The following is a 20,715-nucleotide window of genomic DNA, read 5'->3' as shown; positions in this document are numbered from 1 at the left end:
AACTAGAGTTTATTATTCAAGAAATTTACGCTCGTCTCATTATATACAACTTTTCAATGGAAATTGCTCAGGTAGTGGCGTTATCAGCTCCTTTAAAGCAGTTCTATCAGCTTAATTTCACACAAGCTATAGGCATTTGTAAAAGATTTTTTCTTGATCAAACCGTCAATGTAGAAATTTTGATAAGAAGATATCTCCTACCCATACGACAGAATCGGAGTGACCAGAGAAATATAACAAAAAAGAAATTTGTTGGTTTTTTATATCGTATTGCCTAATATTATAAATCGGACTATACCGTATAGGACGTTTTATTGTGTTGCTCAAAATATAAAATTAGGCAAGTTAATAAGAAAAAAAGCAATATACTTGAGACTATTATTTACTTTTTTTGGCCCTTAACTTAATGACAATTGGGGGTAATACCCTGTTGGACTAAAAATCAGTAATCTTACTGAACCCAATTTAAACGGGCTATCGAAAGAGTTTTAGAAATGAAATAATAAAAAAGGAACAAAAATTTACTAATTTTAACTAATCATCCTCAGCATAATGAATTACTTTTTTGTATATCCTTTGGAAAGATATCGATACGATTTTTTTAAAAGTCTTCCGATCTCAAATAGTATTCCTGCATAAAATTCATCTTCAGTAGTAAATATACTCTCTATGTGGTAAAAAGAAATTTTTTAAATTTATTGGAATCTGTATTCAAAATATTCTCCGTTGAACTTTACATAATCATAATATTTTTCTATATTAATGACTTCTTGAATACTAGTTATTCCTTTCCCTTTTATCTTCGCAGAATATTGGGAATGATGCCCCCCATGACAAATAGAAATACCTGTAGGATAATAAAATTTTATTTATTATATTTTTTTCCCCCTTTTTTTCTATCAAATTCGTTATCTTTTGTGGCAATACTTGTAATAGCGTTAACAACACGTTGGAGCCATCCATGGATTAAGAACAATAGGATTATTTGCTAAATCTATAGATAGATCATAGTCAATTACTTTATAACCTTCCTTTTTATAAGATAAAGTATTTTCTCTACTAGTTTTTTTCAATAGTATTTTACTAATCTTTTCAATTGACTGTTTTGAACCTTTTCCTTCAAAAAATTTTCAAACATATTGCCAATATCAGGATATGGGTTCGAATAAGAATTCATTGCTGCCTTTATTGTTATAATAATCTGTAATTTGCCTTTACAAAGCTAAAAATTGGGTGTAGCTCGTCTTCACAAATCGGTGATTCAGCGATAATAAATTTGGCTTGTTCTATATACTTCTCAAACCATTGGATTATTAGTGTGGTGTTGTAGTTTACTAGAATTAACCTTTAAGTAATCAGACATATTTTCCTCCCTATAAGTTATAAATAAAAGCTTCTGGTAATTCTCTTCTAGAATCCCAACTATTTTAAAAAATCTACATAAACACAAAATAAATAGGTTCATTGTAAAGCGACGTAAAGATAAAACTTCTTTCTCTTACCCTACCTTCTCGATAATATAATTTTGTATTCTTATTAAGTCTTAGGAGTGAAGTTTTAATGAAACATATCAAATTTATTACTATTGGTTTAGCAACTTTATCTTTATTATCTGCTACAGTTCCTGTAGGAACTACTCTTGTACAAGCTGACGAAATCAAAAGCGTTGCTTCAGAAAAAGATCACTTTAAAGGATTAAGTGATAACGAACTACAAAAACTGGGATTTTCAGCTGAAGAGATTGCTATCTATCACGATAACTTAAATAATCCTGTCTATCTTGAAAATGGTATTATTCTAAATAGCAAGGAACAGCACCAAGAAAGAGGTAAATTTACTTGGGCTGTAAAAGCTATTAGAAAAGGCTACAACAAGTTACCAACTTCAGTTAAAAGATATATTGCTGCACACACAGGATTAGAAACTTTATTAAGTTTCATAGAAAATGCAACTGGTACAATTCAAGATGCAGTATACAACGCATGTAGAAAAGTTGGTATGAGTAAAAGTGTTGCTAACATTGTAACAGCAGCTATTATGACTCTAATATTTTAATAAGAAATCCGATTAGTCAAAAAACTAGTCGGATTTCTTATTAATTTCATGTACAAGTAACCAAAAACCGTAAATAGTGAAACCACCCCATGCTAAAAAAAAGAGTATTAAAAAGATATTTAGTTTAGTGAGTGCAAAAAGGACGTACAACATTAAAATAATGATACTAATAAACCAATAAAAGCTTTTCTTTTCTTTCATTTTATTCAAATAATCTCTTCTTTCTTATATATACCTTATATATACGTTTATAAAACAAACTTTAAAATGATTAAAGCAAACCGTGTTTAAAATAATTTAAAGATATTATTATGGTACAAAATTAGTATCCACTTTCTTTTTCATACAGTTGAAATCATTATTCAACTTTTCCAATTCTTTATAAATTTGATGGATTTCTTGTTTAAATCTCATAACTTCTTTTGTATTCACTGGCCATTGCCCTCTTAATTCTTGATTCTTTTTCAACAAGTCATCGACAGAAACACTATAGATTTCTGATAACAAAATTAAGTTATCCATAGAGGGGACATGCTCGATCATTTTCCCAACTTGATATAGATTGACGACTTATGTGTAATTTATTTGCTAATACGATCTGAGATATCCCAACTCTTTCCCTAAGATATTTTAACGTGCTACCTAAAGTCATTATTTAACTCCTTTGTAACTAAAAATTTACTCAAATACATAGTAATACCAATACTAGGAAAATAGAAATTAATTTCATAAAAAGTTGTTTTAATATCATAATTGTACAAAAAGAAAGAAAGTCATTTAGTACAAGACCAATTGACTTTCCTTAATAAGTATTACTAGTTTTCATTTAAATCCTTTAACAATAATTTTGTGCTTTTAATCTTACATCAGTCGCATTTTTGCTAGTAAATAGTTCCTTTCATCCAAACCAGAAAAATATATAATGGAAATACTGTGAAAGATCATGACGTTACAAGTCAAACTGTATACAGAATTAAAAAGACAGCATGCGTAATGACTAAGATTTTTTCATTTCGTTTTTTTCATAATAAGAAGTTCCTTTACCATATTTATTCATAAAACCATCAAAATCAAGAATTTCAACAAGAGTATCTTTAGTCATAGGTGCGACCACCTCATATTCATTAAATCCCTTTTCTTTGAAGGAAGAGATATCAATTGCTTTTTCTGCTTTCATCACTATGACAAAACCTCGCAGATCCTTGCCTGAGAAATAATCAGAACCTATAACATCAACATCTTTCGTAAAAGATACCCAATGACTATTAAATTCAATACAGCTTATATCATTACGTGCCTTCCATAAATCATGCTTTTCACGGAATATTTTATCTTGATAATCTCCTCTATCAACGTAATCATCTAATACAGGTTCATCATACCCTCCAGAATGAACTCTAAATAGCAAATCCCCTTTTGGATATCTATATTCAGGATCACTATTATAGAAGTCTTCCCAATATTTATCAGATTTCTCCCAAGTTTTCTCTCCCATTTGATCCCATTGAATGATTAATCCATTGATCTAACATTAAATAGATTCCTCCCTTTATTTTTCACCATTTTTTATGATTTTAAAACAAATTATCTTTCTATTTGAATAATATATTAAAACATTTTTGGAACAAAAGTGATAGCACTTTTTTCTGTTTTCTTTTAAAAGTGACGTCACTTTTTTAAGCTTGGAATCTCAAAGTCAGCCTTTTCCTGTTCAATCAACAAATCCAAAGCAACACACATGATCTTTGACTCACTTTTATGATATTTTTCCTTCATCTTTTGGAGTTCCTTTTTTCTGTGATCATCTAAAGTAACTGGCAGCCTTTTATTTCCAATTGCAACAGTCATTTTATAAATCTCCTTTCATCGAAATATTCCTATAAAGAAAACTGTAAGGATCGCTTTCAAAATAAACCAGACAATAGCTACTATTAGACGCCAAAAAATTAAACAGAACAATAGTATTGCGATAAACAGTAAGGAATTCATGTGGAATCCTGTGCTTATATGACGCATGATTGTTTCACCTACAAATAATACAAATAGTAATGGAATAATTTTACTCATAATTTATAACCTCTTTCTTTTTCTTAGGGAAATCGGGCTTTGCCCGCTTATTTCGCACCACCTTAACGGCGGTGGCAGGTGGGAGTGTGGTGGTGCGAAATAAGAACGCATCTAATCTATTTTCGATAGACGATATTCTTATTTCAACCACACACTTTCACTTTTCAGTATAAATGCTAAAATTAACTATATTTCTTTAATAAAAACATTTGATAAGCAACTTGTTTTCTCTCTAACTCTACTAACATTTGTTCGGTCTCATCAAAATGAAATGTCTCATACAGTTCTTTACGCATTTCAGAGTTATTGCCCTTTGAATTTGCAACTTCTTTTTTGTACTCATCAAGAAATGATTGAGGTACTGTTAAAAAATATCCATTGCCAAACACTAATGCTAAATCAGTCTCGGCTGTTAGAAATTGAGCAAAAAGCACATAATAATCAAAGTGATTATATTCTTTTTGATTTAGCTCCTCCATTCTTTCTTCCATGTCCTTGCCACTTTCTACAAATGTTACATAGTCATTTTCTGAATAGTATTCTTTCCTAAGAATCACGCAATTAATATAATTTTTTACATACTCGTTGGTCTCTAAAAATACTTCCATGATATAATGGTCGGTCTCAAAACGTAAAAGAGTACTGTTATTTTCCATTTTAGGTAGAAGTGTATAATAATTAACCTTAGCTTCAACTTTTAAAACACTCGTTTGCTTCTCGTTATATAGCTCTTGTTCCACACTATTTACAAAGTACCCTAACTCTTCCATACAACTAAAAGAATGTTTCACTCTTCTTGTTACCTCATTTAAATGTTCCCTATTTGTCAAAAATTGACAAATGTCCTCCGTCGATAATTGATATACAACCTCACTCATCTTCATTTCCCTCCAATTCAAGTGTGTACAATGCGCCATATTCTTTGATTTTTTCAAATAAATCTAGCCATTTATTAGAAATTGTCTTAGCTTTTTTTGTTTCCGAATATTTGGCATAAGTAAGCTCTAACGCCTGATACTCGGAAGGAGTAATCGCACTCGGTTTAACACCTGAATCCAAGCACACCAGTGCTTGAAACAACCATTTTGGATTTTGTTTCTTCAACTGTTCCAAAGTTCGGTAATACGTTTCAATCAAATTGATTTCTACACTAGATTCAATCATTTCCTCGACAGCTACTGATAGCTGTTTTTTGTAATGTTTTTTTTGGCACACGAGTCTCATTGTAAAGAAAGGTCATATCTTCCATTTTTTGTGCCATTTTTTCCAAAGGTAATTTAGCAAATTCATCATAGTATTTTTGAACCATGTTTTATTCCTCCAAGTCATTTTCGATTAAAATGTAGTCGCCACGTACTAATGAATATTTTCTTCCACATGTCTTACACTGATAGCGATATACAGATTTTATAGAATCCGCTTTTTCTCCACAGTCACATGCAATCTGATGTGGTACACTTTTATACCTTATATTTGGTATTGGATACAACACACTAAAAGGTACACCCCAATAATCATATTTTTCTCTCACAGTTGACCCTGCCTCCTCTTAGGGAAAGGTTTTGAACCTTCCGCCGTTTCTTTCTTTATTGATTTGTTGCCCAGAATGAATCAACTAAAACAGCAAAGGACAAGGGCGCGCAGCGTGCATTTTACCTTTGTCCTTTGCTGTTTTTGGTGATAAAAGGCAACTTGTTGCCGGTCTGGCAAATCAATAAAGAAACAGCGGACTGGATCAAATCTTTCTACCAGAGGACGCCTTTACGATCCGTCTTGCGTAGCAAGACCCCATTTCTTTACGAACGCTTTGCGTTCGCTTTTCTCGAACGGCGGTGGCGGTTGGAGTGAGAGAAGGGTTTTACAATTGAGAAGGCGTTTACGCCTTCCTAATAAGGCTGTTTCATTTTTATGTATAAAAAAAGCTACCATTCCATAAAGAAATAGTAGCTTGTCTTTTATCTAAGTTAGATTCCCATACTCTTTGTATAATGGTCTGGATTCAATAAATCCATTGTTTCGATTACTAGTTGTTTTCTTTTATTGAAATGGCCAGTTACAGCGATATTGTATTTATCATCTTCCATAATCAATAACCTATCTGCAATATCGATATTTGCGACAACACAATTAATCGGTCCATTTGTTGTTTGTAACGTAAATCTTAACAGTAAAGGTTGTGTTTGAATTACTCTAATTTTATCAAGTAAACCAATATATTTTTTCATTACGCTCACCTCGTAAAGAGTATAGCAAAATCCTATAAAATTGGAAATTTCAAGTGTGCTATAATGTTATTGCTGTCTGCTACCCCGGCCTATTCTGGCAAGGGGAGGAGGTTATAGATTTGAAAATTCTTTTTGATTTTGTTTTTGCAATCATGGCAGAGGTAGCCGCACACTACATCTGCAAATGGCTTGATTGCAAATTTGCCAAGAAAGACAGTAAGCCTACCCGTTAATTCTTATAATAGAAACGTAAAAGAAAACCACTAGCCCGCCAGCTAGTGGTTTTCGGTTATAGATTGAAAATTCTTTTTGTTGTCTAAATTATAGCATAAACCGTATCAAATGCAACCTGTAGAAGAACCTATTTCGAATGGATAATCTCGTCATAACTGATATTAATTAGACGACTGTCAAAACATTATCTAATTGATAAATAATTTTTTCAAAAGAAAACACGCTAGTATTCCTTAATTTTAGCATTCTCAAAATTAAGCTATAGCATAATAGTCTAAATTTAAAGTATTATATTCATTTTGTTTTAAAAGTCGCTCAGTGTCTCCATGATAAACGAATATCGCGGTTAATAAGTTTTCCCTCAAATAATTGATTAAAGTAATACTTGTTTCATGATCTAAGTTAGCAAATACCTCATCTAACAAAAGTATGTCTGGTTTACTAAGCAAAGCTCGAATCAATTTAATTTTCTGTAATTGTCCACTACTTAAGTTTAAAGAAAATGCATTAACTTTTCGATTTAAATCTATTTCAAATTTGAATTTCCTAATTAAATAAAATAAAAAATCTATTTCATATTCAGGAAGTCCTTTTGTTAAGTTTTCCTTTACTGTCCCTTCAAACAAAAATTTTCCTGTGGTATATAAATAATTTTCACGTTTTTATCTATTTGAATATATCCAGTAAAATTTTTGTGATAATTTATTAAGCATTGCAATAAAATTGACTTTCCTATTCCATTCTTTCCTGAAATTTTTAAAAGTTCTCCCTTTTTTATATTAAAATTAAGCTCAGTCTTTAATAATGGTCTTTTTTCCACGTAAGGAATGAGCTTACTAACAGAGATCAAGCAATCATCAGAGCATAGAAACCTATCATAGATACCTTCTTTATATATTTCAGCTGGTATTTTTACCTCTTTAATTCTTTCAATAGATACCTTCAATTGAGAAATCATAGGGGATATATTCAATAACCTTCCTATAGGACTAAACAGCAGAGCTGTATAAGTATTGAATGTAATAAGTGATCCCAAACTAAGTTTGTTGTTAATGACTAAAAAGCTACCAACTAACAAAGTAATTAATGGCGTAATTACAGCAATTAAATTAGATATATTATTTAAAAAAGATATAATTGTATTTGTTTTTACATTCACATCTTTCAATTGCGTAGAAACCTTATAAAAATAGTTTGTTTCCTCTCTTCTTGCTCCATAGAGATCTATTAAAAGTTTATTACGAACATAACTATTTAAGAATTCAACTAGCCTATCTCGATATCGTTGTAGCTCTTTAGTAAGAACTGAAACTTTTTTTGAAGTAAAATACGCAATTAATAAAAATAGTGGCAGTCCTAATAAAAGGATTCCAACTAAAAAAGGATTCAAAAATATCAATATTGAAAGATATATGACAATCAAAAGTATATTAGGAAAACTATTAATTATAATATTTAATAATTGTTTCCCAATTAATTCGCAATCATTAGTTATTGTATTAATAAATAGACCATTCTTTTTAGAGTTTTCTTTACTATCAAAAAAAGACATACTTACGTTTTTACGTAACTCAAAAATAATTAATTGATTCCATTTTGAGCATAAATAACTCACAATAATATTCAAAGGAACTTGTACTACAATAAGGATCACTGCAACCATTATAATAACTTTTAACTTGTCTACTTGTTTTTTCATTAAGACTTCATCCACAATAACTTTTGTTAAATAAGGATACGAAGCACTTATACAGATCTGAATAACCATTAAACTAGCTAAAGTCAGAAGTAATAACTTTCTTTTTAATAGAATCTTTTTTACTTGAATAATCTTCATCTCCCAATTTTGAGTCACTTATTACAGAAATTCAGCTTGTGCTTTATAAAATTAGGCAGACTTCATATCCTTGAGTTTCTAAATATTGAAAAATAAATTCTCTAATTGAATTTGCTTTTGCTTCATCAAGTATGTCTAATATCTTTAGGCCTTTTTTTATTGATACTGAGTCCAGTGTTTGATTACTAATACTTGGAAGTAAACCTTTAAAAATCAATAAATAAATTTTAGCTTCTACAAATCTTGAATTAGCACTTACAATCTCAAGATGTCTTACAAATAAACTGGCTAAATTAGCATCAGCTCTTTCAAAACCTAAAAAACAGCCATTAATTAAAAATGTACTTATTAAACTATTGTAATGTGCCTTATCTTGTAATAACCACATCCGAGAAATTACATTCTCAAATTGAACAACTATTTCTTCACTATAAAAAATGAATAAAACATTGTTAAAAATGGTAAGTTCAAAATGACACCAATTCTCTACTTTAAATAGATACTCTTTAATTAGTCGGATAGCCTCATTTTTTTCTAATTCATTAATTTCCAATATAGCAGCTTTTAATATTTTTAGTTGAGCAATAATCATTAAGTAAAAATTGTCTTTGTGCTTACTATAGACATCTTCCAATTGAGTTAAATAAACTTCCAACTCTTTCCTATTAAAATTACTATTTATAATCTCTATAAATCTATTTATTACTTTTTCTTTTTGACTCAACAGATTATCACACAATAGAAATTGGAACTCGTCAAATTTTACATTTAACTTGTCTAAATACTTTAACAGAGCAGAAGAAGATAACTCTGTGTTCCTTCGTTCAAATGAACTAAGTGTTGTTCTCGTGGATATTCCTTTTGCTAACGCTTCTTGTGAAATTCCACGCTCAATCCTAAGTTTTTTTATAATATCCCCTTGCTTCACATTGGTCACCTCGAAAAAATCCTTTATTAAATATAACATATAAAAATTTCATACGATAACACTCGACGCATTTCTATACAATTCAAAATAACCAATATTTTTATGAATATACTTCTTAAATAAGGAGGTAAAAAATATGAAAGATACAGAAAGAGATTATTGGTTAATCGAAGCACAATAAAGGAGTATATAGTCATGGAAAATAAAAGAGTAAATATATTTGAACAAAATCGTGTGAAAGATAATTTTTTTATTGAAATACCGCTAGATACAGAGAAAAAACAGTTTGTGACGACTACTTGGACAGAAAAATTACTAAATTTATCAAAAGATCCTGAAATGTTACAAGCCTGTACCCAACAATCTATCAAACAATTTTTCACTCAATTGTTTAAAAATGAAATTTTAAAATCATCTAATGTTAAGAACAATAAAGCAAAAGTCGTTATGGGAGAAACATGGGTATATACGAACTTTACTATTGCTGTTGAAGGCGGAGGAGTTGTCCTTACTCTAGTTGCAGTAGCTGCAGAGATAGCATTAATAGCTGTGAAAGAAGATAACATAGCAGAAAACTCTTTACGTAGCGAAAAACATAGAGCAATTTCTAAATTTGCTACTAAAAATGGCGGTAGTGATTTTGGTAGCAAAGTTACAGAGATTTTCCAAAAACTTGAAGCCGGAGAATCAGTAAGGCTATAAGGAGGCACCTATTATGACCCATGAGAAAGAATTAGTAAATTGGTTGTCACCTACTAACGCAGCGATAATTACATCTTATAAATGTAATGCACAGTGTAAAGAGTGTTGCTTTGGATGCAGTCCCTTTCAAAAAATCAATACTAATCTCAAGGATTACACAACATTTATTGATAGTGTTATAAAATACAAATCTGTTAAATTTATTGTATGGACTGGTGGAGAGGCAACTTTACTAAAAGAAGAATTACTACTTGCTATTAAATATGCAAAAAGTAAAGGATTGTTCTCTAGGTTAGTAACAAATGGAGTCTGGGCTAGTAACTATGATCGAGCGAATAAATTTTTAAAGAACTTAAGAGATAATGGTGTAATGGAAATAAGCTTTTCTACCGGAGACAATCATTTAGAATTTGTTCCTTTGGATAGAGTGATGACAGGTGCATTAGCATGCATTGAAAATGGGATTAGATGCACTATTTCAGTTGAATCAACAAAACATTCTAAATTTAAGCAAGAACACCTTTTTTTACATGAGTTATATCAAAAAATTGAAAACCATCCTAACAAAGAATTATTTAGCTCCATAAGTAGTACTTGGGTTTCTTTCCATAAAGACACAATTTATGAGTATAATGAGCTAAATCCTTTAGAAGTACAAGATGGATGTAATAATCTTTTTGAATTTATAGGTCTTAATCCAAATAACGAATATATTTCATGCTGTGGATTAACTAATAAATATATTGCAGATATGAAACTAGGTCCGCAAAATACTACTGATCTCCAAGATATTTACAATAAACAGAAGAATGATTTTATGAAGCGTTGGTTGTATGTAGATGGACCAATTAATATACTTGACCAGGTCATTAAATGGAATCCAGATATTAAGCCACCAAAATTTAGACATCATTGTCAAACATGTGCTTATATTTATAATAATCCAGATATTCGTAAAACAATTATCGAAAACTATCCTCTGATAGTTGACGTTATTAACAAAAAATTTTATGATAAACTAAAATTAAGAAAATACCTTTATGCATAAAGGAGTTCATCCTATGAACAAGAAAAGTTTTGTTTTAGTTTGCCTTACATTGTTGTTTTTTTTAATTTCATTATTAGTTCTCCCACAAAATATAGTTTCCCATATAAACAAATTTGCTGTACCTACAGCTTTTAGCAACAAATATATTATGTTTCTAATGTTTGCAGTTATAGATATAGTTGGCAGTATTTTTTGGAATAATATAATCAATAAACTTCAAATAATGAAATTACTTCCCATAATACAAGAAAAATTAGCGATATACTTCAGTTTTCTAATGCTAGTGTTACTTCTTACACTTATGGTTTCTACAATATCTTCATTATTGGCTACCTGTTTATTAATAGGTGGACATATCGTATACGTTCTTTATTTGATTTTCAATATACAAAAATATTCCGTTAAATAAGGAATACATGTATATAATATAGAAACTTAAAACCCCATCAGCATACAGACCGATGGGGTTTTATGATATAAAGAATTATTTCTTTGCAATATAATTATAGTAATAGGAGATTGTAATTTCCAATTAATTAAAATGGTAACTCGTCATCGCTGATATCAATCAACCGACTATCAAAAGGATCCTCTACTTGATTAGTATCATCCTGTTTCTCAAAGTGAGTCGTTCTTGAACTATCTTGCTCTGGATTATACTTGGCACGATTTTCAGTGGCTGTTTTACTTTCTAACAACTGAAAATTATCGGCCACAACTTCTGTCACATATACGCGCTGTCCTTGCTGATTGTCATAGGTTCGAGTTTGAATTCGGCCAACAATACCAATCAGGCTACCTTTTTTAGCTAATGTAGCCATCGTTTCCGCTGGTTTACGCCAAATCACACAATTGATAAAATCGGCTTCTCGATTGCCACTTTGATTGGTAAAATTACGGTTAACGGCTAAAGTAAAAGTGGCTACTGCTGTACCACTAGCTGTATACCGTAAATCAGGATCTTTAGTTAACCGTCCTACTAAAGTTACATTATTGATCATTTTTATCTCTCCATTTCTCGATTCATCTGTTGGTGTCTTTGATAAGCTAGGTTTCGTTCTTTTTCTTCGACGTGAATCACTTTTTCCATCAAATTGCTAATCGAATTCATTGTCTCTTCGTACGTGATCGATGCAGCATAAGGATTACTTTTTTGATATTTCTTCCAAGTATCTTTTAGCTCATTACTATTTTTCAGTACATCCATATCTTTTTTATAGTAAGTCTTTAACGGATCAGTTTTTCCTCGACGTGTGAATGTATTTCTCACACTGTCTTTCAAGGTCTTCTCATCGATCTTCTCCATTTTAGGAATAGTATAGAGATCATAAAAATCTTTTCCTCTCGAATTGTCAGTTAAAAAATCAAAGGTTGCACTTAATTTTTCGGCAATAATTTGTTCTGTAGGATAAGATTCCAAAGGAATTGTTCGATCTTCAAACATCAATTTATGACTGTGAGTGATCGTTGCTGGATAGATCGAATCACCTGTAGTTACATCTACCTTAAAATCTGGCCGCATATTCTCTAAATGTGCCAGCACACGTAAGCTAAAACCAGGATAATAATCGGCTTCTTTCGTTTCTTTTATTCTTTGGATCTCAAATTGAATTCCTTCTTTCGTCGGTGTGGAGAAAATATCGTTTAAAACTTTTGTTAATGTCTCTTTTGTCACTTTCATTTCTCGTAAAGTCGTATCAATGTCTTTGGTTGTTCGATTTTCAATGCCATACTTTGATCCAATTAGGAAGCCGCCTTTTAAAACAAAATTTTCACGATAAGGAGATTCTGAGATTTTTTCCAAGAATTTTTCCATCATAAAATGTCTTAAAACGAGCTGCGGATCAACTTCTTTTTCTCTCGAAATATTCTTCACTTTTGCTTTTAACTGCGTAGGTGTCATGTTTCTTCTCCTTTAATTTAAAGCCATAATATAAGAGCGCATCGTTTTGTCTGTTGGCAAAATTCTTCGATACTCATTCAATTTTCTAAGATTTTTTCTATTCGATTCCATGTAGTTTTTGATTGCTTTTACTTTGATTTCATCCTCAACGTTATACCAGGGATTCCAAATGTCACACAAGGTTCTTTCTTGATCATAGGCTATAACAGGATTCCCATAGCGACTTTTTATTTCAACCTTACCTAGTTCATACCATTCTGTTTTTGTATAGTGTAACTCAACTGCGAATTCCTTCAATCCTTTTCCAGAAACGTGATAACCGTAAGGAACAGTCAAATCGATCTGTCTAGGAATCATATCTGTTAAATCATACAAATCTAACGCGGTAATATGTGAAATAATGCCGCGCTCATATTTCTTTTGCGCCATAAACAATTCATCAGGAAATTGGCCAGGTAAAGTGAAAAAACCTGGATACTCTCGATCCAGCTCCCCTCGATCTACCATACGTTTGATCGTTACAGGAGAAATGCCCGCTTTTTTGGCATCCTTCAAAGCCAAAGTTCCATTAAATTCTTCTAGCAGCTTGTATACCATTGCTTTTGTCATTTTCTCCCTCCTTTGTATACGAATAAACTTATAAATACAGTATAACATAAGTCTATTCGTATACAATAGTCAGGAAGATTTTATCGATCTAATTCGATTTCTTTTTGAATCCGCTGCTGATTCTTTAATTGTTGCAGTCTTCTTTTATTGGCACGTAATTTCTCTTGTTCTGAACGAATTTTTGCTTTTTGATTTTCGATTTCTTGTTGTTTGTGTGTTGTATTTCGCATAAGGTAACTCCTCCATTATTTTGTAGTGCGGCGTGTTCTTTTCTTATAGTTCGATTTTTTCTTTTCAGAAAACTCAAAGTCTGTTGTGAAGTCTTCTTTTAAAACGATCGTTGCTTCAAACGAACCTTTCTGACCTTTTAGTCCTCTGACTGGTTGGCTTGTTCGGCCGTTCTGAATGATCTCTTTCAGTTGTGTCGCTGTGAGTTTCTTTTTGGCAATCGTTACCCACAATTTAAAATCACAGGCTTCAGACGTGCAAGCCGCCACCTTCTGATAAAGTATGACCTCTTTTTCCTGGCACTTTGGACAAGATCCTAAATGACGCGCCGCTTCTTGCTTTTCAGTGGCTGCTTTCACCTCTTGTAACGTTGCTCCAAAATCAGTGGCTTGGATTTGTCCTGGGACGACTTCCAACAAGTGAGAGACAAATTTTTGGATATTAGCTAAGAAAGTTTCTTGTGTCCCTTTTTGCTCACCAATCTTTGTAAGATAGCTTTCCCATTTGGCGGTCATTTCGGCACTTGTTAGCAGCGGCTCTTTTTCCACGGCTTGGCAAAGTAAAATCCCTTTATTCGTCACCACAAGCTTATTTTTCTCTACCTTGATGTATTCCTTTTGTTTCAAAGTTTCAATAATATTCGCACGTGTCGCTTCTGTACCGATTCCTTCGACTTCTTTCAATATGGATTGTGCTTCTTCACTATCCACAGTTTTCCCAGCTGTTTTCATCGCAGTGATCAACGTACCTTCCGTAAAAGGTTGTGGTGGTTTTGTTTCTTTTTCCTGGACTTGTAGATCCACCGTGACCGTTTCTCCTTTTGTCACTTTAGGAAGTAGCGCTTCTTCTTCTTTCTCTTTTCTGTCACTCTCTTTGCCAAACAGCTTTTTCCAACCTAGATCTACTGGTACTTTTCCGACTGCCTTTAGCTGAAGCTGCTGGACTTGCGTCAAGATCGTTGTTTCTTCATAGGTATATTTTTCCGCAAACATGGCCACCGTTGTTTTTAAAACTTGTTCATAAATGGCCTGCTGCAGCGGACTTAGTTGTTCAAAAGCCGCTGCTGACATGACTGTTTTTGTAGGAATGATCGCGTAATGTTCCTGGACTTTCTTATTATTCACATACCGACTATTCGGTGTATGAGTAGGAGTCGGAATTGCTTCAGCCTTTAAAAATTTCTTGTAATCGTCTAAATGATCCAACAAATACGCATATTCCCCTTCTGTAATATAAGGGGTATCCGTTCGCGGATAGCTTAGATACTTTCCTTCATATAACCCTTGCATGGCTTCCAATGTATCTTTGGCACTAGCTTTCATGAGTTGATTCATTTTAGACTGAAGGCTCGATAAAGAAAAAAGACGTGGGCTAGCTGCACTTTTTTTCTCTGTTTCGACTTGAAGGATCGTGCCTGGCTGTTTTCCTACTTGAACACCTTTTTCTTTTAAATACGCTTCAAATGTTTCTTGCGTCACTTGGGTTTCGTTGGGATCAAGCTTCGCATCAAATGTGCCATTTTGAGCGGTTACTTGGGCTTTCCCTTCAAAATAGGGTTCTTTCTTGAAGTTTCTAATCTTTTCCTGCAACTGATAAATCATATAAAGCGTTGGAGTCTGAACTCTGCCTAAGGAGAAACTCCCTGGTATGCCTTTTTGCTGTAAGAGTAAACTATATAGTGGACTACCGTTCATACCGATCAACCAATCGGCGATCTGACGTGCTTGAGCTTCCTCAAATTTTGGATAGGTCTCTCCAGCGTCTCGTAACTGCTGGAATCCCTGATAAATCGCTTCTTTTTCTAATGAATTGATCCAAAGTCTTTTATAGGTTTTTCCCTGGTCTGCACCTGCTTGTTGAATGATCGACCAAGCAATCAATTCACCTTCACGATCGCTATCTGTCCCAATAACAACGGTATCGGCCGATTGAAGTTGCTGCTTCACTACGTTAAATTGCTTTTTCTTATCTTTAGGAACATGATAGCGATAATGTGTAGGGAAAATAGGCAAATGTTCTAGTGACCATTGTTTCCATTTCTCATCATACATATCAGGAGAATCTAACTCGACTAAATGACCAAAGCCATAAGTGATTACAATTTCTCCTGAAAATAATTGATCTTGAATTTCAAAATAACCGTCTTTTCGAGTGGCTTTAGAAAAGCTTTCTGCGTAAGCCTTCGCTTGTGACGGTTTTTCTGCTAAAATGACGGTTTTCATCGTGCTTACTTCACTCCCTTTCTTGTTGTCTGCTTTGTTGAAACAACATGGCACGTTTTTGTTTTCTGATTTCTTGTTGCTGGATCTCATGTTTCAATTGATCATTCCAGTCTTTTTTTACTTCAGATACAAATTCATGTTCATGTTTTTTATAGCCCTTATAGTACTCTTCCGCCTTATAAGAAAAAAGAATACTCGCATTCACATCTTTCATATCTGCTTTCTTACTATAAAAACGATCAAAATCATACGTACCATCAGATCGCTCACAAGCTTTTAATTCTTTGGCAACTGTAGTACAGGCTTTCTTTAAATCAATCGTTTCTACCTGTTCGTTGACTGTCAATTTCTTTCCAAATGCTGATTTAACATTATGTGCGGATACTAATTGATTGGTTGGCTCTAAATTATTTTCCGTCTTGTGGATTGCCATAATCGCTTCAGCTGCCACTTTCTCTTCTCTAGCAACTTCTTCATAAATTTCTCGATAGTCTTTAGGTACTTGCCAATCATTGGCAATGCCTCGTTCACACCGAACCCTTTCATTCGTAAACGGATTAACTGCCCCCATCATTTGTTCTTTTTCATAAAAAATATGCCCTGCTCGATCATTATCTACACAAACTTCAATTGATTTTGGAAACTCTTGTTTCTGACTCAGTTCAGAAACAGCTTCTCCAAAATAATGACTTATTACGTTGTGCTTTAAGCCTTCCATAGAAACTAGCCAGGTATCTTGCAACTTCTCACGATTTAACGCTGCATAACTGAGCATATCAATGCTGCTTTCAAAGAATTTTAAGTGCTTCGGATCACCAATTTTTAAATTGAATCCATGATTCGCTGTTGAGTTCTTATCAATATGTTTATACGTTCCTCTTTCACCAAATCGATCAAAGTCTATCTTTGTTCCTTGATAACTTGCTCCAACCGTTTCTTTTGTCTGGGGGTCTTTCCATAAAAAAGCAACGGCATAATCTAAGCGATCGTCTCGAACCAAGAAATTTTGCCGTTCATTTCTTGGCTTTAATTCGGCCAGCAACCCTTCGTTTTCCGCATAATCAATTAACCAACCTGGTAATTTACGTTCTTCCTTTAGATAACTTCTACCTTTTTCTGTAAGTGGTTGGTAATCATTAGGGTGATCTTTATATTGTTCTGTTTCAAAATGGAGATTATCGACTCGTTCTACTTTATTTTCACTCTTTAAAATGAAGTTCGTTGCTGCTTTAAATTGTTCTTTTGGATCTTGAATTTCCTTATCAATAAAGAATAATTTGGTTAATTCAATAATATCTCCATGAATATTTTGACTATTCCAGTGAAACCGTTGTTTTCGTCGATCAAAAACAAAAGAATCATGATCTTCTAACCGATAATCTCGTCCTTTATTAACCACAGCCATTCCATTATTTCGTGCAAAATCTACGATATCGATTTGTTTACATCGTTCTACAATACTCATTTTCTTCTCTGTCATTTTTAAACCTCCAAAAAGAAAAAAGACTATCTGCTTGTTCAGATAGTCTTTCTTGCTTGTTTTATACTCGTTCTTTTTGTGTCATTTGCTGCTCATGATAGATTTCATTTTTTCGTTTCGCCATTTCTGACACTGTTTCTTGCGAAAAATGAAATGGATTACCTAGCGCAAATTCCTCTGAAGATAATGCAGTCTGGATCTCTTTTCCATAACTTTTTCCTTTCAAAATCACTTGATTATGCTGCGGATCTTCAATAAACGCAGCTTCTTTCAAGGATAGCGTTCGTCCGGTATCTTCTTCCATAACTTTGCCGTCTTTCTTGTCGATCCAAAGGGAACCGACACGAACAACATTCTTTTGTTCTACCATTTCTACAGGATTTTTATGATCTTGCTTCACTTCTGCTTGTTGGATCTCAGGATCTCTTTCTCTGTACTGATTGATCTCCTTAGAAATGGTTTGAATGAATTCATTCGCGACACGGCTGACATCATTCATGATTTTCCCGCGTTCCGTTGCTTCTTTATCATCCAAAATCTGACCATTCTTCGTCCATGCTGCAATATAGGGAATTGCTTTTTCAGACATGTCCATTCCAAAGTGCTTGCAAACAATATAAGAGGTCATTTCTGCCTGCAGTTCTTTGGTCGCAGTGTCTAATTCTGAAAATTTGTGCATTCTGGCATGCGCTAATTCGTGAATACTTGTAGCTAAATGCTGCGTCGGTGTATTTCTAGTATTCATGACAATTTCTTCTTGGCCAGTAAATTCGTTATGAACATACGCCCCACGTGCTTGTCCTAATTCTCTTGGATAAACTTCACTCTCTGTCATATCTCGAATTTGTATACCAATAGTGTTGGCTACCGCTTGAATCCCAGCTTGTAGTTCTGATTGTCCTTTTTTATCCAATTGAAAATCAAACACACGGTTCGGAAAGATTTTCGGATAGTCTTCAGGTTTCAACTGTGTTTGTGTGATATCAAACACTTTTTCAATCGTGTAGTAAGGTTTTTTGATCACTTCGATTTGGCCACTTTCGATTCGTTTTTTATCTTCTGGTGTAGCCTCTGTTTCTCGAACAAAGCCACGTCCTTTATCATAGAATCCTTTGACCGTTTTTCTGACAAAGATCTTGTTACCTTGTTCTCCTTTTTTGATATAAATGCCTTCTTTTTTCAACGCGGCACGACCTAAACACGCCGTTGCTCCTGGAAATTGTTCCTCGATCAATAACTGATTTCTAAAAGATCGTTCTGGAAAACGCGACATAAAGTTCAAGAGTTCTTTGACGTCTTCAGGAGAATGGGTATATTTTTTCACCGCGTCCAGTGCCTGTTGGGAAAGCGATTTGACTTCTTGCTTAATCTCTTCTGTTGACCGTTTTTGATAACTTGGTTTCTTTGTCTCTACCTTTTTATCGTGGCTACCTATTTCATTTTTTATTACTTTTTCAGTATTCTTTTCTAATGTTTGGTCACATAACTCCTCTAGCTTTTGATAAATAGCAGCATTCAATTGTAACCCGTCTCCAACGTCTAGTCGTAACTGATTAACAACTTCACCTTCTTTTACTTCTTCAAAATAAAATTTGTGGTAGCTTGTTTTCCCTGTATAGTGTGTGTCTAACGCTTTGATTTGTTCAAGAAGTGATTGTGTCACGATTTCACCCTGATAGTTCCGCATTGTTCCATCATTTTCATTGAATTCTACACGATAATAATGATTGGGTTCTTGCTTTTGAACACCATATTCGGCCATCTTATTTTCAAGTAACTCACTCACAATTCTTTTTTCTTCTTCAGTCTTTGGTTGGTATCTTTTTGATACTTCAAATTCGCCTTGTTCATTCAACTCTAATGCCACTTTACGATACCCTTTAACAAAATATATAGTTGGATTTTTTTCCCACTGAGTAACGCGGCCACTTTCAATAATTGCCTGCGCTTCAGGCAAAATATTGGCTTTTCCTTTCTCTGATTTTTCTTTCAACTGTTCCAATTCAACTAATTTTTTTTGATACTTTTCGATTGTTTTTACTGAAAATTGAGATTTTCCATTCCTAAATTTTTCGATCTCCTCTTTGATTCGTGGAATATTCTCGATTGTAAGATCTAGCCCACCGTATTTGTTATATCCCATTTTTCTAAGCTCAGATTGTCTAGTCAATTTCTCAACATAATTTTCTTGTTTTTGAATCTCTTCTTGCAATTGATTAATTTTATTTTCGATTTTTTCTCTTTGACTAAACCAGCTAGATCCGTTTCTTTTATCATTCATTGGCTGACCATTTGTTAATTTCTGGTGTTCAGCCAGCCTTTCAAATGTCGTAACATACTCATTTCTTAATCGGATAAGCTTTCTTTGTGCTTGTGCAAGCCGACTATTTCCAGTGATTTCTTCTTCGTTTAAAGTGAGACTACTTTTTCCCTTTACCTCTTCTGGCAAAACTGGTGCAGTGAGTTCGCTAGTTGAAACTACTTTGGGGTAGTTTTCCATCATTCCTAACTCTTCAGCTGTCTCCCATAAACTTTCTGGAATATACATAACCCCACTATCTTCATATTGATCTAACCATTCTCTACGGGTTGCTTTGAAGGTGCTAACTTCTTTTTCTAACTCTTTGTATCGTTCTTCCCAACCCTTCCCTACAGGCGTCCCCAATCCTGTAAAAATATTTTCAGTATCCTTTAAATCATATTTCATTAAAGCAATTCTGAAATTAACAGGATTTTGAGAAAAGATCACTATAATTTCATTTTGTGCTTCACGTGAAAGTGATTCCCATTTCTTTAGTTGTTCTTGTACTTCAGGATTTACTTGTTGAGATTGTTCCATTTTGTTCACCATCTTTTCTTAAATAAAAGGATAATTTTCTGCAGCATCGACAAATTTTTTGGTAGTGAGATCTAGTATTAAGAGATCACCTGGTCGATACGCTTTTGCTTCTTTGTCTGTGACAATAAATGTTCTTTCTGATTCGACTTCTTTCACAAACACTAGATTGTCTCGACTCTTATCAACAATCACAGCTGTAATTAATTGGGCCATTTTTATTCACCTCCCTCCTCTTCCAACTAAAAAAATAGTTTGATATAATACGCTTGAAACACAGCACTCAGTGAATTGGCGAAAACAATTCATTGAAAAAAAGAGTCCTGAACAATCACGTTCAG

The 20,715-nt window shown here is 33.2% G+C and carries 22 protein-coding genes and 2 pseudogenes; 4 read left to right on the top strand and 20 right to left on the bottom strand.

Annotated features, from left to right (window positions below):
* Positions 1–2 precede the first annotated feature (2 nt).
* A pseudogene (locus EM4838_RS16410) lies at positions 3–278 on the top strand (IS4 family transposase); the annotation flags it as partial.
* 417 nt (positions 279–695) lie between these two features.
* Here the strand turns inward: EM4838_RS16410 and EM4838_RS17230 are convergent.
* Positions 696–839 carry a DUF6710 family protein gene (locus EM4838_RS17230; RefSeq protein ID WP_418255457.1) on the bottom strand — a complete coding sequence of 48 codons (144 nt, stop codon included), beginning with the start codon at positions 837–839 and terminating at the stop codon, positions 696–698.
* A gap of 721 nt (positions 840–1,560) precedes the next feature.
* Between EM4838_RS17230 and EM4838_RS16405 the strand changes: the two genes are divergently transcribed.
* The gene (locus tag EM4838_RS16405; protein ID WP_071867397.1) at positions 1,561–2,055 is read left to right on the top strand and encodes a hypothetical protein; all 495 of its coding nucleotides are present in this window, start codon (positions 1,561–1,563) and stop codon (positions 2,053–2,055) included.
* Between the two features lie 309 nt (positions 2,056–2,364).
* On the opposite strand, the gene EM4838_RS16395 is transcribed toward EM4838_RS16405, so the two are convergent.
* The 11 genes and pseudogenes from EM4838_RS16395 to EM4838_RS16340 all read right to left on the bottom strand — a co-directional run bounded on the left by EM4838_RS16395 (position 2,365) and on the right by EM4838_RS16340 (position 9,346).
* Positions 2,365–2,577, bottom strand: a complete 213-nt coding sequence (locus EM4838_RS16395) for a hypothetical protein (protein ID WP_100917316.1) — start codon at positions 2,575–2,577, stop codon at positions 2,365–2,367.
* Entirely contained in the window at positions 2,570–2,707 is a 138-nt protein-coding gene (locus tag EM4838_RS17225; protein ID WP_100917315.1) for a helix-turn-helix transcriptional regulator, read from the bottom strand. Before EM4838_RS17225 ends, EM4838_RS16395 begins: the two co-directional genes overlap by 8 nt.
* Before the next feature lie 345 nt (positions 2,708–3,052).
* Complete coding sequence (locus tag EM4838_RS16385; RefSeq protein ID WP_233433787.1) at positions 3,053–3,550, bottom strand: hypothetical protein; 498 nt, start codon at positions 3,548–3,550, stop codon at positions 3,053–3,055.
* Positions 3,551–3,723: 173 nt separating this feature from the next.
* Positions 3,724–3,903 carry a hypothetical protein gene (locus tag EM4838_RS16380; protein WP_071867393.1) on the bottom strand — a complete coding sequence of 60 codons (180 nt, stop codon included), beginning with the start codon at positions 3,901–3,903 and terminating at the stop codon, positions 3,724–3,726.
* A gap of 401 nt (positions 3,904–4,304) precedes the next feature.
* On the bottom strand, positions 4,305–5,000 hold the full coding sequence (locus tag EM4838_RS16370) for a hypothetical protein (protein ID WP_071867391.1): 696 nt from the start codon (positions 4,998–5,000) through the stop codon (positions 4,305–4,307).
* Positions 4,993–5,431: pseudogene (locus EM4838_RS16365) on the bottom strand (hypothetical protein). The gene EM4838_RS16370 and the pseudogene EM4838_RS16365 overlap by 8 nt, the downstream one beginning before the upstream one ends.
* Before the next feature lie 3 nt (positions 5,432–5,434).
* Entirely contained in the window at positions 5,435–5,653 is a 219-nt protein-coding gene (locus EM4838_RS16360) for a DNA helicase UvrA (RefSeq protein WP_071867389.1), read from the bottom strand.
* Positions 5,654–6,086: 433 nt separating this feature from the next.
* Positions 6,087–6,347, bottom strand: coding sequence for a hypothetical protein (locus tag EM4838_RS16355; protein WP_071867388.1), 261 nt, complete (start codon positions 6,345–6,347; stop codon positions 6,087–6,089).
* Positions 6,348–6,835: 488 nt separating this feature from the next.
* Positions 6,836–7,207 carry an ATP-binding cassette domain-containing protein gene (locus EM4838_RS17015; RefSeq protein WP_100917314.1) on the bottom strand — a complete coding sequence of 124 codons (372 nt, stop codon included), beginning with the start codon at positions 7,205–7,207 and terminating at the stop codon, positions 6,836–6,838.
* Positions 7,189–8,349: an ABC transporter transmembrane domain-containing protein gene (locus EM4838_RS16345; RefSeq protein ID WP_250645102.1), complete on the bottom strand. Its 1,161-nt coding sequence runs from the start codon at positions 8,347–8,349 to the stop codon at positions 7,189–7,191. Before EM4838_RS16345 ends, EM4838_RS17015 begins: the two co-directional genes overlap by 19 nt.
* A 112-nt stretch (positions 8,350–8,461) precedes the next feature.
* The gene (locus EM4838_RS16340) at positions 8,462–9,346 is read right to left on the bottom strand and encodes a helix-turn-helix domain-containing protein (RefSeq protein ID WP_071867386.1); all 885 of its coding nucleotides are present in this window, start codon (positions 9,344–9,346) and stop codon (positions 8,462–8,464) included.
* A 195-nt stretch (positions 9,347–9,541) separates the two neighbouring features.
* Between EM4838_RS16340 and EM4838_RS16335 the strand changes: the two genes are divergently transcribed.
* Both EM4838_RS16335 and EM4838_RS16330 read left to right on the top strand, forming a co-directional pair.
* Entirely contained in the window at positions 9,542–10,048 is a 507-nt protein-coding gene (locus EM4838_RS16335) for a hypothetical protein (protein WP_071867385.1), read from the top strand.
* A 13-nt stretch (positions 10,049–10,061) separates the two neighbouring features.
* A complete protein-coding gene (locus EM4838_RS16330) occupies positions 10,062–11,096 on the top strand; it encodes a radical SAM protein (protein ID WP_081367449.1) in 1,035 nt (344 codons plus the stop codon).
* A gap of 536 nt (positions 11,097–11,632) precedes the next feature.
* Here EM4838_RS16330 and ssb read toward each other — a convergent pair.
* The 8 genes from ssb to EM4838_RS16290 all read right to left on the bottom strand — a co-directional run bounded on the left by ssb (position 11,633) and on the right by EM4838_RS16290 (position 20,590).
* Complete coding sequence (gene ssb, locus EM4838_RS16320) at positions 11,633–12,097, bottom strand: single-stranded DNA-binding protein (RefSeq protein WP_071867382.1); 465 nt, start codon at positions 12,095–12,097, stop codon at positions 11,633–11,635.
* A 2-nt stretch (positions 12,098–12,099) separates the two neighbouring features.
* Complete coding sequence (locus EM4838_RS16315; protein WP_071867381.1) at positions 12,100–12,999, bottom strand: nucleotidyl transferase AbiEii/AbiGii toxin family protein; 900 nt, start codon at positions 12,997–12,999, stop codon at positions 12,100–12,102.
* 12 nt (positions 13,000–13,011) lie between these two features.
* Complete coding sequence (locus EM4838_RS16310) at positions 13,012–13,608, bottom strand: type IV toxin-antitoxin system AbiEi family antitoxin domain-containing protein (RefSeq protein WP_071867380.1); 597 nt, start codon at positions 13,606–13,608, stop codon at positions 13,012–13,014.
* A gap of 80 nt (positions 13,609–13,688) precedes the next feature.
* Positions 13,689–13,838 carry a hypothetical protein gene (locus EM4838_RS16660; protein ID WP_164885436.1) on the bottom strand — a complete coding sequence of 50 codons (150 nt, stop codon included), beginning with the start codon at positions 13,836–13,838 and terminating at the stop codon, positions 13,689–13,691.
* A gap of 15 nt (positions 13,839–13,853) precedes the next feature.
* The gene (locus EM4838_RS16305; protein ID WP_071867379.1) at positions 13,854–16,058 is read right to left on the bottom strand and encodes a type IA DNA topoisomerase; all 2,205 of its coding nucleotides are present in this window, start codon (positions 16,056–16,058) and stop codon (positions 13,854–13,856) included.
* Positions 16,059–16,068: 10 nt separating this feature from the next.
* Positions 16,069–17,538: a toprim domain-containing protein gene (locus tag EM4838_RS16300; RefSeq protein WP_071867378.1), complete on the bottom strand. Its 1,470-nt coding sequence runs from the start codon at positions 17,536–17,538 to the stop codon at positions 16,069–16,071.
* A 61-nt stretch (positions 17,539–17,599) separates the two neighbouring features.
* Complete coding sequence (locus EM4838_RS16295) at positions 17,600–20,377, bottom strand: ArdC-like ssDNA-binding domain-containing protein (RefSeq protein WP_233433786.1); 2,778 nt, start codon at positions 20,375–20,377, stop codon at positions 17,600–17,602.
* A gap of 18 nt (positions 20,378–20,395) precedes the next feature.
* Positions 20,396–20,590 carry a hypothetical protein gene (locus EM4838_RS16290; RefSeq protein WP_071867377.1) on the bottom strand — a complete coding sequence of 65 codons (195 nt, stop codon included), beginning with the start codon at positions 20,588–20,590 and terminating at the stop codon, positions 20,396–20,398.
* Positions 20,591–20,715: the final 125 nt, after the last annotated feature.

The organism is Enterococcus mundtii, from assembly GCF_002813755.1.
GTDB lineage: Bacteria > Bacillota > Bacilli > Lactobacillales > Enterococcaceae > Enterococcus_B > Enterococcus_B mundtii.
Note: the sequence above shows the minus strand (reverse complement) of the source record. Positions and strands in the feature narration are given on the sequence as shown.